The following is a 13,850-nucleotide window of genomic DNA, read 5'->3' as shown; positions in this document are numbered from 1 at the left end:
TTCAGGCCTCCTCGCCGAAGGTGTCGCGGACCCGGGCGGCGGTCCCGGCGAGGTTCGCCTCGAAGGTGAACCCCTGCTCGAAGCGGTAGCTGCGCTGGACGTCGACGGGGTCGATGCCGTTCAGGGCGGCCTTCGCGAGGCGCAGCAGATGGCCGTCCTTTGCGGCGATCTCATCCGCCAACTCCAGCGCGGCGTTCATCAGTTCGAGGCGCGGGACCACTCGCCAGACCGATCCGTGGGCACGCAGTTCCGCCGCGGTGACCGTGCGGGAGGTGTAGTACAGCGTGCGCATCAGGTGCTGCGGGACCAGTCGGGCCAGGTGGGTCGCGGCGCCGAGCGCGCCCCGGTCCAGCTCCGGCAGGCCGAAGACCGCGTCCTCGCTCGCGACGATCGCGTCGGCGTTCCCGACGAGTCCGACCCCGCCGCCCAGGCAGAAGCCCCGCACCGCCGCGACGACCGGGACCTCGCACGTGTACACCGCGGCGAACGCCTCGGCGCAGCCCCGGTTGGCGCCGATCAGGGCCTCGTGCCCCGAATCGCGCCGCAACTCCTTGATGTCGACGCCCGCGTTGAAGCCGCGCCCGGCGGCGGCCAGGACGACGCAGCGGACCTCGGGGTCGCGGCCCGCCGTCCGGACGGCGTCCGCCAGGTCGTACCAGCCCTGCACGGGGAGCGCGTTGACGGGGGGACGGTCCACGGTGACGACGCGGACGCCGTCCGAGGGGCGGGCGGTGGAGACACTCATCGGAGGATCAGCTACCTTTCCACCAAACATTTGTTAGGTGGACGGTAGCAGTCGCGCCCCCGGCCGCCAACCGGCCGTCAGCCGTCAGCCGTCAACCAGCCGTCCATCACGGGGAGATGAGATGACCGCACCCACCGAACGCCGTGCCGGACTCTGCGCGGACCGGGTCGTCGCCGTCACGGGCGCCGGACGGGGGCTCGGCCGGGCCCACGCCCTGGCCTTCGCCGCCGAAGGGGCGCGGGTCGTCGTCAACGACCTCGGCGTCGGGCCCGACGGGGGCGGGGGTTCCGCCGGCCCGGCCCGGGAGGTCGTCGACGAGATCGTGGCGGCGGGCGGCGAAGCCGTCGTCCACGGCGGCGACATCGCCACGGCCGGAGGTGCGGCCTCCCTGGTCGCCACCGCCGTGGATGCCTTCGGCCGCCTCGACACCCTGGTCAACAACGCGGGCTTCCTGCGCGACCGGATGCTCGTCAACCTCGACGAGGACGACTGGGACGCGGTGATGCGGGTCCACCTCAGAGGCCATTTCCTGCCCCTGAAGCACGCCGCCGCCCACTGGCGGACCGAGGCGAAGGCGGGCCGGGCGCCGGTCGCCCGGGTGATCAACACCAGCTCCGGCGCCGGACTCCTCGGCAGTGTCGGCCAGGGCAACTACGCGGCGGCCAAGGCCGGAATCGTCGCCCTGACCCTGGTCGCGGCCGCCGAGCTGGGCCGGTACGGGGTCCACGTCAACGCCCTCGCCCCGGCCGCCCGGACCCGGATGACCGAGCGGACCTTCGCCGCGGCGATGGCGGCCCCGGGGGAGGGGGAGTTCGACGCCATGGCCCCCGCGAACGTCTCGCCCCTCGTCGTCTGGCTCGGCTCCGCCGCGAGCGACGGGGTGACGGGCCGTGTCTTCGAGGCCGAGGCGGGCCGCATCACCGTCATGGAGGGCTGGCGCCCCGGCCCCACCGACGACCGGGGCGCGCGCAGGTCCCCGGCCGACGTGGGCGAAACGGTGCGCCGGCTGCTGGCGGACGCGCAGGAGCCGGGGCAGGTCTACGGGGCGTCCTAGGGAGTGTCGTCGACCTGCCGCAAACCGGGCGAGGCCTGGCCCCGGGGGCGCCTGGCCGATCACGCCGGGGCGCCCGTGCCCCGGCACCGCGCCCCGCCGATCCCGTAACGTCGCGGGAAACCCGCTTGCGCACCCGTGCGGGCGCCCGGTATTCAGTATCCAGCGAAGGGCACCTGAGGAGCGCACGATGACGCGGCACGGCCCGATGAACGAGTTCTGCTGGATGGACCTCAAGACCCGCGACCCGTCCGGCACCGCCGCCTTCTTCTCCTCGGTGCTGGGTTGGGACTTCGCCGTGGACGAGGAGGACTGGCGGCGGGCCGTCAAGATCTCCGCAGGGGCCGACCGGATCGGCGGGGTGAGCGACCTGGCCCAGCCGGTCTACCCGCCCGGCACGCCGCCCCACATCGCCTCCTACCTCGCGGTCGACGACGTGGACCACCGTACGGATCTGGCGGTGGCGAACGGGGCGCGGGTCGTCGTCGCACCGTTCGACGCGGGGGACCAGGGCCGGATCGCCACGCTGATCGACCCGGTGGGCGCCGTCCTCTCCCTCTGGCGGCCGCGGGGATTCGCCGGTTGGCCGGTGTCGGCCACCGCGGAGGGCACACCCCACCACGCGGTCCTGGCCTGCGAAGACCCCGAGCGGGCCCGGGAGTTCTATGCCAGGACGACGGGGGCGCCCCTGGGCCGGGCCGCCTTCCTGGAAGCCGGCCCCGCTCCGGCCGGCACAGGCGCGGGCCCCGCCGCCGGCTCCGCGCCGCAGTGGGAACTGGCCCTCGCCGTGGACGATCCGGACGCCGTGATCCGCCGGGCCCGCGCCCACGGTCCGGATCTCGTCACCCTCGCCGGGGAGGGCCGTCGCCGCGTCGTGCGGCTGCGCAGCCCGGAAGGGCTGACGTTCCTGATCCAGGCCCGCAACCAGGGTTCGGGAGCGGACCGCTGACGCCCGCGCGAATCGGGTGGCGCGACCCGGCCGGAGGCTGTGAGGATCACCGTATGCGCACCTTCCTGGAGACCGACCGGCTCGTCCTGTGCCCGGTCACGCACGCCGACGCCCCCGACCTGCTCGCCCTCGACAACGACCCCGCCGTCATGCGGTACATCAACGGCGGCCGGCCGACGAGCCCCGAGGACATCCGGGACCGGACCCTGCCGAGGCTCCTCCACGACCACCCGTGCACCGGAACCCGCGGCTTCTGGGCCGCGCGGGAGAAGGACGCCGGGGCCTTTCTGGGCTGGTTCGAACTCCGGCCGCTGGACGACCACGACCCCGCCGTCGCCGAGCTCGGCTACCGGCTGAACCGGGCCGCCTGGGGCCGCGGTTACGCCACCGAGGGCGCGCGGGCCCTGGTCGACAAGGGGTTCACCGACCTCGGGATCCAGCGGGTCACCGCCAACACCATGGCGGTGAACACGGGATCCCGGCGCGTGATGGAGAAGACCGGGCTGACCTTCCTGCGGGCCTACACCGAGGACTGGCCGGAGGCCATCGAAGGCTCCGAGCGCGGCGAGGTCGAGTACGTGCTCACCCGTGAGGTCTGGGAGCGCGGCCGGCGGGCAGCCCGGTAGCCGCTACGACGGTCCGCCCAGCAGGACCGCGATCTCCCCGTGGCCCATGTGCTGGTCCGTGCCCGCCGACGGCACCCCGTCCCGGAGCAGCTCCACGGCCATCGTCTCCTCGCCGTCCCTGCGGTCGTGGCGCGTCACCGTCTCGATGCCGGAGCCGTACGACTCCTCCAGCCGCCGCCGCAACTCCCGTTCCGGATCGAGGGCGGCGACGCGCCGCGCCTCGGCCAGCGCGAGGGTGACCACGGACTCCTGCCCCGCCGCCCCCGCGCCGTGCGCGAGCAGCGCCCGTACCGTCCGCAAGGATCCGCGCTGCGCCGCCAGTACCAGCATCGCCTCGCCCTGGGGGCCCGGCAGCAGCGGGTCCGCGCCATGGGCGAGGAGCGCCTCCACCGTCGGGGCCTGCCCCAGACCGACCGCCCACCGCAGCGCGGTGAAACCGAACTCCTCGCGCAGGTCCGGCCGGGCCCCGGCGGACAGCAGCGCCTCCACCACCTCGGTGTGCCCGCCGCACGCCGCCCCGCACAGCGGCAGATCGCCCGCCTCCGGGCCGCTCGCCCGGTTCGGGTCGGCTCCGGCGGCGAGCAGCAGGCGCACCGCCCCCAGGAGGTCCTGCACCGACGCCAGATAGAGCGCCGTCGTGCCCTCCTCGTCGCTCGACTCGGCCGGCGCGCCCGAGCGCAGCGCCCGTACGACCGCGTTCTCGTCCTCGTACAGCGCGTCGAACAGGTGTAGTTCGTCCCTGATCGGCTCGTTCGTCATGCTTCGATCCTACGGTGGCCGAAACGGTGCTCAGGTGTCGCATTCCAGGGTGGTCCGGCACAGTCCGCAGCGCGCGGTGAACCGGCCCCGGACGGGGACCCGGATGCGCTGGTGGCAGGTGGGGCAGGGGAACGAGACGCGCAGTCCCCGGTCGCCGGTCTCGAAGGCGTACGGGACGTCCGGGTCCGGGCTCGTGCCGGGGTGGTCCTGGGCGTACCGCCGGTCCTTGGCGTAGCGGCGGCGGCCCGCCCAGCCCGCGGCGGTCAGCGGGGGCCTGCGCAGGTCGTGCAGTGCCCGCTCCCGCCCCTTGGTGTACGCGGTGTACGCCTGGGGGCTGGTGAACCACGGAGAGGGGTCCTCACCGAAGGCGAACGCCCGCTTGGCCAGGACGTATCCGAACTCCTCGGGGGTGAGATAGCCGAGCTTCTGGCGGGACGTGGCGTCCTCCCGGAACGCGTCCAGCAGCAGCCAGCCCGCACCGAGGTAGGCCGTCGTCGTGTCGGTCAGGATCTCGTTGGCGCGGGTGCCGGGGAACTCCAGGCCGAGCCGGTGCAGCAGCACATGGGTGACCTCGTGCGCGAGCGCCGCCCCGATGTCCCTGCGGTGGGTGCGGAAGCGGTCGTTGAGCTCGATGAAGTACTCGGGGCCGGCGGTCAGTTCCACGCTCGCCGCGTGCTCCATCGCCCGGAAGCCGACGATCATGCGGGCCTCGGGCAGATGGAGGTGGTGGACCAGGGAGCGCGCCACCCGCTGGGCCCCCAGATGCAGATCGTCGTGGTCCGCGAACGCGGCGTCGACGGGAGGGAGGCTGGTGGCATAGGCGCGGACGCCGTCCGCGGAGAGCCTCCGGTAGAGCGCGGTGATGGCGGAGCGGACCGTGTCCAGATGCGGAAAGCCATGGACGACGGGCGCGCCCGGAGGGCCGTTCGCCACGTCGGAACCCCCCATCCGTGACGGTCGACGGACCTCCACTGTATGCCGGGCCGGGGAGGGGGTCGTGAATGCGCCCTGACGATCTTGGCCGGAAAGTACACCTTGTGGCAGCGGTCACTCGGCACCGATAATCGGATCGTTCTTGTCGGGTACATGACTAGTCGGCTTCGGCGCCGGCGGTCGTCACCCGGCCGGGACTCGCGTGCCGGACCGCGCGACCCCCCCCAGCACTTCCGTACTGCCGTACGCCCGCTCTTCCGTACACCCGTATTTCCGTACGCCTGCACTTCCGCAGGACCCCACACGGCACCGCTGTGCGGAAGCCACCGCCCAGCGCTTCATACGGGGACTCCTGTACCGCAACGCGGCACGGCAACCTCCCACAGCAACCCCCCACACGAAATCCCCCCACGAAAGTAGGCCTCCGTGAAGCTTCTGAGCGCGCTGAAAAGGTGTTCCGTCGCCATAGCCGCCGTCGCCCTCGCGACCGTCAGTCTCCAGCCCGCCTCCGCGGCCCCCCAGCCGATCGTCGGCGGGGAACGCGCCGCACAGGGCGAGTTCCCGTTCATGGTCCGGCTCTCCATGGGCTGCGGCGGTGCGCTCTACGCCCAGGACATCGTCCTCACCGCCGCCCACTGCGTGGACGGTTCGGGCAACGACACCTCGATCACCGTCACCGGCGGCGTCGCCGACCTCCAGTCCCCCGACGCCGTCGAGGTCCAGTCCACCAAGGTCCTCCAGGCCCCCGGCTACAACGGCACCGGCAAGGACTGGGCGCTGATCAAGCTCGCCCAGCCCATCGACCAGCCCACCCTGAAGATCGCCACCGACAGCACCTACGACGAGGGCACCTTCACCGTCGCCGGCTGGGGCGCCGACCGTGAGGGCGGCAGCCAGCAGCGCCACCTGCTCAAGGCCGACGTCCCGTTCGTCTCCGACGCCGACTGCCAGAGCGCCTACCGCGACCTCGTCCCCGGTGAGGAGCTGTGCGCCGGCCTCCTCGACACCGGCGGCGTCGACAGCTGCCAGGGCGACTCCGGCGGCCCGATGTTCCGCAAGGACGACGCCGACGAGTGGATCCAGGTCGGCATCGTCAGCTGGGGCCAGGGTTGTGCCCGCCCGAACTACCCGGGCGTCTACACCGAGGTCTCGCACTTCGCGGGCGACATCGCCTCCGCGGCCGGCTCGCTCTGACCCCGGTCCGAGCCCGGACCTCGGCTTCCGCCCGGACCTCGGTCCGGGCCGGCCACCGGATCACCGCACGTCCGGCCGGTGATCACGGCTGAACCACCCCGGGGGCGCCCGCGTCGGCGGGCGCCCCCGGACCCAGCTCCACACACGGCTCGCCCGCGTCCTCCAGCTCCAGCACCCACACCTCGTTGGCGCCGTCGCGGAGCACCGGGCCCGGCACGTACAGAATCCGCTGCGGGCCCACCGCCCAGTACCGGCCCAGGCAGAACCCGTTCACCCAGACGAACCCGCGCGTCCAGCCCGGCAGTTCGAGCCCCGCGTGATCGACGCCGGAAGCGCCGGAAGCGCCGGAAGCGCCGGAAGCGCCGGAAGCGGCTGTCGCGCCGGAGGCGGCTGGAGCGGCTGAATCGCCCGTGGCCCCCTCGATGGTGAAGGTCCCCCGGAATAGGCCCGTCCGCCCCGCGTCACCCGCCCCGGCGGCGGCCTCCACCGGTCCGAACGGGACCGCGGCCAACGCGTCCGCCGCCTCGAACGCGTCGAGCCGCAGCCCCCGGGCCCGTACCCCGTGCAGATACTGCCGCTCGTGCAGCACCCCGCCCGTGACGCCCTTCGGCTCGCCGAGGCGCGGCCCGTAGTTGACCCGGCCCAGCGACTCCACCCACAGCTCGACCTCGGCCGGGCCCGCCACCGGCTCCGGCAGCGTGCCGGACTCCTCGGTCAGCACCCCGGCGCGGACCCCGTCCACGGACACCACCGCCCGGTCCCGCAGCCCCGCGGCCTCCAGCGGATACGCCTGGCGCGGCCCCGGCACCGCCACCCGGTAGCGCACGAGACCCCGGTCCACGCCCAACTCCTCGAACGTCGGCGGCACCCCCGACTCCGTCTCCGGATCGCCCAGCGCCTCCACGACGTCCCCGAGCCCGGCCCACTCCGCCAGCTCCACCCGCACCGGCCCCGCGAGCCCGACCGGCTCCGCCGGCAGCGCGGGCAACGGCCCCTCGGAGTAAGCCTCCAGGACCTCCCGGAACAGCCGGAACTTCTCCGTGGCCCGCCCGTACTCGTCGACCGGCGCGTCGTAGTCGTACGACGTCACCGTCGGCCGGAACGACTCGTCCTGATGCGGGCCCGACCGGTTCGCCCCCGCCCAGCCCCCGAAGTTCGTCCCCCCGTGCGCCATGTAGATGTTCACCGACGCCCCGCACTCCAGGATCTCCCGCAGCGCCCCGGCCGCCTGACCCGGATCCCGGCGCACCGGCTCGGCCCCCCAGTGGTCGAACCAGCCGCACCAGAACTCCATGCACATCAGCGGGCCCCCCGGCTGATGCCGGCGCAGCACCTCGAAACCCTCCCGCGCCCCCGAACCGAAGTTGGCCGTCGCGAGAAGCCCCGGCACCGAACCACCGGTCAGCATGTGGTCCTCCGGACCGTCCGACGTGAACAGGGGGACCGTCACCCCGCACTGCCGCAACAGCCCCGCCAGCCACCCGAGATACACCGCGTCGCTGCCGTAACTCCCGTACTCGTTCTCCGCCTGGACGAGGATCACCGGACCGCCCCGGGACACCTGCCGCCGCACCACCTGCGGCAGCAGCTCCCGGAACCACCGCTCCACCACCGCCAGGTACGCCGCGTCCCGGGTGCGCACCCGACGCCCGAACCGGCCCGTCACCCACACCGGAAGGCCGCCGTTCTCCCACTCGGCGCAGATGTACGGCCCCGGCCGCACGATCGCCCACAGTCCTGCCCGCCCCGCCGCGTCCAGGAACCGGCCGAGGGCCCCGACATCCCGGACCTCGCCCTCCCGGGGCTCGTGCAGATTCCACGGTACGTACGTCTCGACGCAGTTCAGCCCCATCGCGGCGAGCATCGCCAGCCGGTGCTCCCACTGCGCCTCGTGCACGCGGAAGTAGTGCAGGGCGCCCGACAGCAGCCGCACGGGCTTCCCGTCGAGCCGGAAGCAGTCGTCCCCCACGGTGAAGTCGGTCATGGTGCTCGTACGCTCCTGTGCTCGGCCGCACCCGGCAGCCCTCGGGTCGATCGGTCCGACCACCTTCACCTCTGGCGCCGCACCCGGTCCATGGACAAAGATCGCTGTTGATTGGACACAAGGGATCAGCGGGGCCGGGACACCACGGGCCAGCGGGGCCGGGACACCACCGGCCTGCCGGGGCGGCCGGATCGGCACCCGGACCAGCAGGGAGAGGAAGGACGCGATGTACCACACCTGGATGCGCTTCTTCACCCCGAGCCCGCTCCACCACCGCCTGGGCCTCGTCTGCCTCGGCGTCGGCCTCCAGCACGGGGCGCTGCCCACCGTCGGACCCCGCACCCTCGACCACCACGTCGCCGTGATCGTCAACTCCGGCACCGGCTGGTTCAAGGGCTCCGACGGCCGCCGCACATCCGTCACCGGCCCCAGCCTCATCTGGCTGACCCCCGGCACCCGCCACCACTACGGCGCCGACCCCGGCACCGGCTGGGACGAGAGCTTCGTCGACTTCACCGGCCCCGCCACCACCACCTACACCGAACTCGGCTACATCGAGCCCGACCGCCCCCTCGTCCCCCTCTCCGACACCGCCGCCCCCCGCGCGGCCGTCGGACGCATCGTGCGTGCCGCCCGGCGCGGCAACCCTCTCCTGGAGGTGGAGACCGGGGCCGCCGTCCACGAACTCCTCGTCACCCTGCGCCGCGCCCGCGCCGACATCGGCCCCGACGGCGACCCGGTGCTCCAGGCGCTGGCCCGTGACGCGTACCAGCCGCTCACCGTCGCCGAGCACGCCGCCCGGCACGGCATGACCCCCGCCGAACTCCGCACCGCCGTACGGCGCGGCGCCGGCTGCAGCCCCAAGGACTACCTGCTGGGCATCCGCCTGGGCCGGGCCAAGGAACTCCTCGCCGCCACCGACCTCCCGGTCGCCGCCGTGGCCCGCCGCGTCGGGTACGACGACCCCGCCTACTTCTCCCGGCTCTTCGCCCGCCGGGTCGGCACCGCCCCCGTCCGCTTCCGCGAACAGCAGGGCCGCAGCGTGCCCGGCGGCTGGAGCGACCGGGTGCCCGACCCCGACGACCCACCGACGATCACGACGTGAGCGCGGCGGTCCGGGACCCACCGGCGACGAGGGCCCTCGATCGCCGGTGGGTCTAAGCTCGCTGACCATGAGTACGAGTGAAATCGACGCGTCCGTCCAGGCCGAGCTGAACCGGCTGCGCGAGAGCATCGACAACATCGACGCCGCCGTCGTCCACATGCTGGCCGAGCGGTTCAAGGCCACCCAACAGGTCGGCCGCCTCAAGGCGGACCACCGGCTGCCGCCCGCCGACCCCGCCCGCGAGACCCGACAGATCGCCCGGCTCCGGCAGCTCGCGCAGAGCGCCAACCTGGACCCGGCGTTCGCCGAGAAGCTGCTGAACTTCATCATCGCCGAGGTGATCCGCCACCACGAGCGCATCGCCGAGGAAGCGGGGAACGGCGACGAAGCGGGGAACGGCGACGCCGACCGCACCGAAGACACGAGGGCCGCCACCACCGGAGCCTGACCGTCCGGACCGAGGGACGCGCACGGTGACGTCCGACCGTCCGGACCGAGGGACGCGCGCCGTGGAACCTGACCGTCCGGACCTGAGGAAGCGCACCGTGAAGCCCGCCCGGTGAAAACCGCCCGGCGAGGCCCGCCCGCCACGGGGGACGCGCCCCGCGAGACCCGCCCCGCGCGCCCTCCCGAACCGCCCCGTCCGCCCAGGGAGAACCCCGCTGCGCCCGCCGTCCCCCGTACGGCAGCATGGGGACATGTCCGTACTGACGCGCGACGAAGCGCAGACCCGAGCCCAGATCCTCGACGTGGAGCGGTACACGATCGCCCTCGACCTCACCACCGGCGAGGAGACCTTCGACTCCGCCACCGCCATCCGGTTCACCGCCCGCGCGGCCGGAGACACTTTCGTCGAGGTCAAGCCCGCCACCCTGCGCTCGATCAGTCTCGACGGACACCCCCTGGACCCCGCCCTCCTCGACGGCAACCGCTACCCCCTCACCGGACTCACCGCCGGCCCCCACGAACTCCGCGTCGACGCCGCGATGCACTACTCCCGCACCGGCGAGGGCATGCACCGCTTCACCGACCCCACCGACGGCGAGACCTACGTCTACACCCAGCTGTTCATGGAGGACGTCCAGCGCGTCTTCGCCGCCTTCGACCAGCCCGACCTCAAGTCCGTCTTCGCCATCGACGTCACCGCGCCCGAAGGCTGGACCGTCCTCGGCAACGGCGTCGCCGAACACACGGGGGAGGGGCGCTGGACCATCGCCGCCACACCCCTCGTCTCCACCTACCTCGTCGCGGTCGCCGCGGGGCCCTGGCACTCGATCACCACCGAGCACGCCGGGCTGCCCTTCGGCATCCACTGCCGCCGCTCCCTCGCGCCGTACCTGGACGCCGACGCCGACGAGATCCTCGACATCACCCGCGCCCTGTACGACCGCTACCACGAGAAGTTCGACGAGCCCTACCCGTTCGACTCCTACGACCAGGCCTTCGTCCCCGAGTTCAACGCGGGCGCCATGGAGAACCCCGGACTCGTCACCTTCCGCGACGAGTTCGTCTACCGCTCCGCCGTCACCGACACCGAGCGCCAGACCCGCGCCATGGTCATCGCCCACGAGATGGCCCACATGTGGTTCGGCGATCTCGTGACCCTGACCTGGTGGGACGACATCTGGCTCAACGAGTCCTTCGCCGAGTACATGGGCTACCAGACCCTCACCGAGGTCACACTTCCCCGAGCCCTCCACTCCGTGCGAGCAGGGGAGGCCCCCTTCCAGGCCCCCTTCCCCGACACCTGGGTCGACTTCGGCGTCGCCCGCAAGGGCTGGGGCTACGACGCCGACCAGCGCCCCTCCACCCACCCCGTCGCCCCCGACCCCGACGCCGTACCCGACACCGCGTCCGCCCTCCTCAACTTCGACGGCATCAGCTACGCCAAGGGCGCCTCCGCACTGCGCCAACTCGTCGCCTGGCTCGGCGAGAAGGACTTCCTGGCCGGCATCAACACCCACTTCGCCCGCCACAAGTTCGCCAACGCCACCCTCGCCGACTTCATCGACAACCTGGCGTCCGCCACCGACCGCGACGTCCACGCCTGGGCCGAACAGTGGCTGCGCACCACCGGCATCGACACCCTCACCGCCGGGATCAGCGCCCCCGAGCCCACCGGCGGCCCCACCGAGCCGAACGGCAACAGCCAGTCCTGGGCCCTCACCGTCACCCGCGACGGCTCCCGCCCCCACCGCGTCACCGTCGGCGCCTACGACCACGCCCTGGGCACCCCGCCCGGCCTCGGCCACCTCGCCCTGCGCGACCGCTTCGACCTCGACGTACCCGGCGACGGGACGCCCACGATCCGCCCCGGCCGCCGCCCCGCCCTCGTCGTGCTCAACGACGGCGACCTCACCTACGCCAAGATCCGCCTGGACACCGCCTCCTGGGACACCGTCCTGACCAGCCTCTCCGGCCTCCCCGACGCCCTCACCCGGGCCGTCGTCTGGAACACCGCCCGCGACATGGTCCGCGACGCGCAGCTCCCTCCCGCCACCTACCTCGCGACCGCCCGCACACACCTCCCGCACGAGACCGACCTCGCGCTCGTCCAGGGCGTCCTGTCCTTCGCCGCCGGCCAGGTCGTCGACCGTTACACCAACCGCGAGGACCTGCCCGCCGCCCGCGCCACCCTCACCGACCTCTGCCGCGACCTCATCCGCCGCACCGAGGACGGCTCACAGCCGGGCCTCCGCCTCATCGCCGTACGCCACTTCATCGACGCCGCCACCCAGCCCGACACACTCCGGAGCTGGCTCGACGAAGGCACCGTCCACGGCGGACCCGAGCTCGACCCCGAGCTGCGCTGGCGCATCCTCACCCGGCTCGCCGTCCTCGGCGCCACCGACGAGACCACCATCGCGGCCGCGCTCGAAGCCGACCCCAGCGCCACCGGCCGCGAGGGTGCCGCCCGCTGCCGCGCCGCGCTGCCCACCGCCGAGGCCAAGGCCGCCGCCTGGGACGCCCTGTTCACCGGCGACACCCTGTCCAACTACCTCTTCACCGCCACCGCCCGGGGCTTCTGGCAGCCCGGACAGGAAGAGCTGACCGACGCCTACGTGGCCCGCTTCTACCCGGACGCCATCGCCCTCGCCGCCCGCCGGGGCCCCGCCATCGCCGAAGCCGCCGGACGCTACGCCTTCCCCGCGTACGCCGTCGACCCCACGAGCCTCGGCACCGGCATCCGCGCCCTGGAGGACCCGGCCCTCACCCCCGCCCTGCGCCGCAAGCTCGTCGACCAGCTCGACGACCTGCGCCGCGCCCTCGCCGTACGGTCGGCCGTCGCCCCCGCCGACTGACCGGCGCGCACCGCCGCGGGACGGGAACCGCTTCCCGCCCCGCGGCCGGGCGGTACGGAGGATCAGCCGGGGTGGTCGCCGCTCCCGTCCGCGACGTCGTCCGGAGCCCCGACCGGGGCGTCATCCGCGGGGCCGCCCGTCGCCCGTAGATCGGCCAGCAGCTCCGCCTGGCCCGCCAGCACCCCGGTCAGGATCGTCCGCGCCACCCGCAGCAGCTCCGCCACCCCCGGGTCGGCCAGCGTGTAGTGGACGGCCGAGCCCTCCCGCCGGGCCGTCACGAGACCGGCACGGCGCAACACGGCCAGCTGCTGCGAGAGATGGGCTGCCTCGACCCCCACCTCGATCAGCATCTCCGAGACCGCGTGCTCGCGTTCACTGAGCAGTTCGAGCACCCTGATCCGTACCGGGTGCCCCAGCGTCTTGAAGAACTCCGCCTTCAATCGGTACAGCGGTGTGCTCACCGGCGCGGCCCCGTTCCGCACGCCGGCAACCCGCCGCACCACACCTGACCAGAACTCTTCTCCATGGGTTCATCCTCGCGCCTTCGCGCCCCACGGATGAACCCGGGGACGGCACCCCGCCGCGAAGTCACCCGGCGGCCCGAAAAGTCCCCCGGCAGCCCGGAAGCCACCCGGCGGTCGGTTCACCGGCCGCCGGGCCGCAGCGGGAGGGTGATCCAGATGCTCTTGCCGCCCTCGTCGACGTCGCCCCGCACCACCGCGCTGCCACCCAGACCGTGGGTCAGCTCCAGCACGGTGGCCAGGCCCCGCCCCGGAGCCGTACCGGCGGACGCGAACAGAGCCGGCCGGTAGGGGTGACGGTCGTGCACGCCGAACGCGAACGTGGCCGGCCCGCCCGCGAACACCACCGTCACGTTCGGCGAGAGCACCGCCGCATGCCGCACGCTGTTGGCCACCAGCTCGCTGAGGATCAGCAACGCCGGATCCCGGCACGTGTCGCCCGACCCCACCCCCCACTCCGCCAGCACCTGCTCGGCGGTCTCCCGGGCGATGCGCACGGCCGCCCCCATCGCGGGAAGCGTCAGCACATGCCGGTACGGCAACGTGTCGGGCGGCGTGATCATCGGGCGGACTCCCCGGCCAGGAAACCACCGCCGCGGGCCGGAGAGCCGCGCGGGGGCCGCGCGCCAGCGGCGGAACGGCCCGTACAGCATGTAGTGGATTGCTGAAATCTGCAATTGA

13 protein-coding genes are annotated in these 13,850 nt (G+C 73.4%); 7 read left to right on the top strand and 6 right to left on the bottom strand.

The features are described 5' to 3' along the window. Position 1: 1 nt before the first annotated feature. On the bottom strand, positions 2 to 745 hold the full coding sequence (locus ACH4RG_RS11970) for an enoyl-CoA hydratase family protein (RefSeq protein WP_397930053.1): 744 nt from the start codon (positions 743 to 745) through the stop codon (positions 2 to 4). Positions 746 to 866: 121 nt separating this feature from the next. On the opposite strand from ACH4RG_RS11970, the gene ACH4RG_RS11965 reads away from it, so the two are divergent. The 3 genes from ACH4RG_RS11965 (at position 867) to ACH4RG_RS11955 (ending at position 3,371) form a co-directional block, all read left to right on the top strand. After that, positions 867 to 1,799: an SDR family oxidoreductase gene (locus ACH4RG_RS11965; protein WP_398539458.1), complete on the top strand. Its 933-nt coding sequence runs from the start codon at positions 867 to 869 to the stop codon at positions 1,797 to 1,799. A 187-nt stretch (positions 1,800 to 1,986) separates the two neighbouring features. Then, positions 1,987 to 2,745 carry a VOC family protein gene (locus ACH4RG_RS11960; protein ID WP_398160993.1) on the top strand — a complete coding sequence of 253 codons (759 nt, stop codon included), beginning with the start codon at positions 1,987 to 1,989 and terminating at the stop codon, positions 2,743 to 2,745. 53 nt (positions 2,746 to 2,798) lie between these two features. Continuing rightward, positions 2,799 to 3,371 carry a GNAT family N-acetyltransferase gene (locus ACH4RG_RS11955; protein ID WP_397916313.1) on the top strand — a complete coding sequence of 191 codons (573 nt, stop codon included), beginning with the start codon at positions 2,799 to 2,801 and terminating at the stop codon, positions 3,369 to 3,371. 3 nt (positions 3,372 to 3,374) lie between these two features. Here the strand turns inward: ACH4RG_RS11955 and ACH4RG_RS11950 are convergent, their stop codons facing one another. Further along, positions 3,375 to 4,130, bottom strand: a complete 756-nt coding sequence (locus ACH4RG_RS11950) for an ankyrin repeat domain-containing protein (RefSeq protein ID WP_397916312.1) — start codon at positions 4,128 to 4,130, stop codon at positions 3,375 to 3,377. Between the two features lie 30 nt (positions 4,131 to 4,160). Continuing rightward, positions 4,161 to 5,063 (bottom strand): hypothetical protein, encoded by a 903-nt coding sequence (locus tag ACH4RG_RS11945; RefSeq protein ID WP_397916311.1) that lies wholly within the window; start codon positions 5,061 to 5,063, stop codon positions 4,161 to 4,163. A gap of 426 nt (positions 5,064 to 5,489) precedes the next feature. On the opposite strand from ACH4RG_RS11945, the gene ACH4RG_RS11940 reads away from it, so the two are divergent. Further along, a complete protein-coding gene (locus tag ACH4RG_RS11940; RefSeq protein ID WP_397916310.1) occupies positions 5,490 to 6,257 on the top strand; it encodes a S1 family peptidase in 768 nt (255 codons plus the stop codon). 82 nt (positions 6,258 to 6,339) lie between these two features. Here the strand turns inward: ACH4RG_RS11940 and ACH4RG_RS11935 are convergent, their stop codons facing one another. Further along, positions 6,340 to 8,241, bottom strand: coding sequence for a beta-galactosidase family protein (locus tag ACH4RG_RS11935; RefSeq protein ID WP_398539457.1), 1,902 nt, complete (start codon positions 8,239 to 8,241; stop codon positions 6,340 to 6,342). A gap of 226 nt (positions 8,242 to 8,467) precedes the next feature. Between ACH4RG_RS11935 and ACH4RG_RS11930 the strand changes: the two genes are divergently transcribed. The 3 genes from ACH4RG_RS11930 (at position 8,468) to pepN (ending at position 12,648) form a co-directional block, all read left to right on the top strand. Beyond that, positions 8,468 to 9,346 (top strand): AraC family transcriptional regulator, encoded by an 879-nt coding sequence (locus tag ACH4RG_RS11930; protein WP_397916308.1) that lies wholly within the window; start codon positions 8,468 to 8,470, stop codon positions 9,344 to 9,346. Positions 9,347 to 9,413: 67 nt separating this feature from the next. Next, positions 9,414 to 9,794 (top strand): chorismate mutase, encoded by a 381-nt coding sequence (locus ACH4RG_RS11925; protein WP_397916307.1) that lies wholly within the window; start codon positions 9,414 to 9,416, stop codon positions 9,792 to 9,794. Positions 9,795 to 10,044: 250 nt separating this feature from the next. Further along, positions 10,045 to 12,648: an aminopeptidase N gene (pepN, locus tag ACH4RG_RS11920; protein ID WP_397916306.1), complete on the top strand. Its 2,604-nt coding sequence runs from the start codon at positions 10,045 to 10,047 to the stop codon at positions 12,646 to 12,648. A gap of 62 nt (positions 12,649 to 12,710) precedes the next feature. Here pepN and ACH4RG_RS11915 read toward each other — a convergent pair whose 3' ends face one another. After that, positions 12,711 to 13,109 (bottom strand): ArsR/SmtB family transcription factor, encoded by a 399-nt coding sequence (locus tag ACH4RG_RS11915; protein ID WP_398539456.1) that lies wholly within the window; start codon positions 13,107 to 13,109, stop codon positions 12,711 to 12,713. Between the two features lie 182 nt (positions 13,110 to 13,291). Next, positions 13,292 to 13,732 (bottom strand): ATP-binding protein, encoded by a 441-nt coding sequence (locus ACH4RG_RS11910; RefSeq protein ID WP_397916304.1) that lies wholly within the window; start codon positions 13,730 to 13,732, stop codon positions 13,292 to 13,294. Positions 13,733 to 13,850: the final 118 nt, after the last annotated feature.

The organism is Streptomyces sp. NPDC021019 (genome assembly GCF_044333295.1).
Lineage (GTDB): Bacteria > Actinomycetota > Actinomycetes > Streptomycetales > Streptomycetaceae > Streptomyces.
This window is presented reverse-complemented; position numbering and strand designations above follow the sequence as displayed.

Coding starts and splice junctions, on each gene's coding strand:
- ACH4RG_RS11970 (WP_397930053.1), bottom strand. CDS start 745: ATGAGTGTCTCCACCGCCCGCCCCTCGGACGGCGTCCGCGTCGTCACC.
- ACH4RG_RS11965 (WP_398539458.1), top strand. CDS start 867: ATGACCGCACCCACCGAACGCCGTGCCGGACTCTGCGCGGACCGGGTC.
- ACH4RG_RS11960 (WP_398160993.1), top strand. CDS start 1,987: ATGACGCGGCACGGCCCGATGAACGAGTTCTGCTGGATGGACCTCAAG.
- ACH4RG_RS11955 (WP_397916313.1), top strand. CDS start 2,799: ATGCGCACCTTCCTGGAGACCGACCGGCTCGTCCTGTGCCCGGTCACG.
- ACH4RG_RS11950 (WP_397916312.1), bottom strand. CDS start 4,130: ATGACGAACGAGCCGATCAGGGACGAACTACACCTGTTCGACGCGCTG.
- ACH4RG_RS11935 (WP_398539457.1), bottom strand. CDS start 8,241: ATGACCGACTTCACCGTGGGGGACGACTGCTTCCGGCTCGACGGGAAG.
- ACH4RG_RS11930 (WP_397916308.1), top strand. CDS start 8,468: ATGTACCACACCTGGATGCGCTTCTTCACCCCGAGCCCGCTCCACCAC.
- ACH4RG_RS11925 (WP_397916307.1), top strand. CDS start 9,414: ATGAGTACGAGTGAAATCGACGCGTCCGTCCAGGCCGAGCTGAACCGG.
- pepN (WP_397916306.1), top strand. CDS start 10,045: ATGTCCGTACTGACGCGCGACGAAGCGCAGACCCGAGCCCAGATCCTC.
- ACH4RG_RS11910 (WP_397916304.1), bottom strand. CDS start 13,732: ATGATCACGCCGCCCGACACGTTGCCGTACCGGCATGTGCTGACGCTT.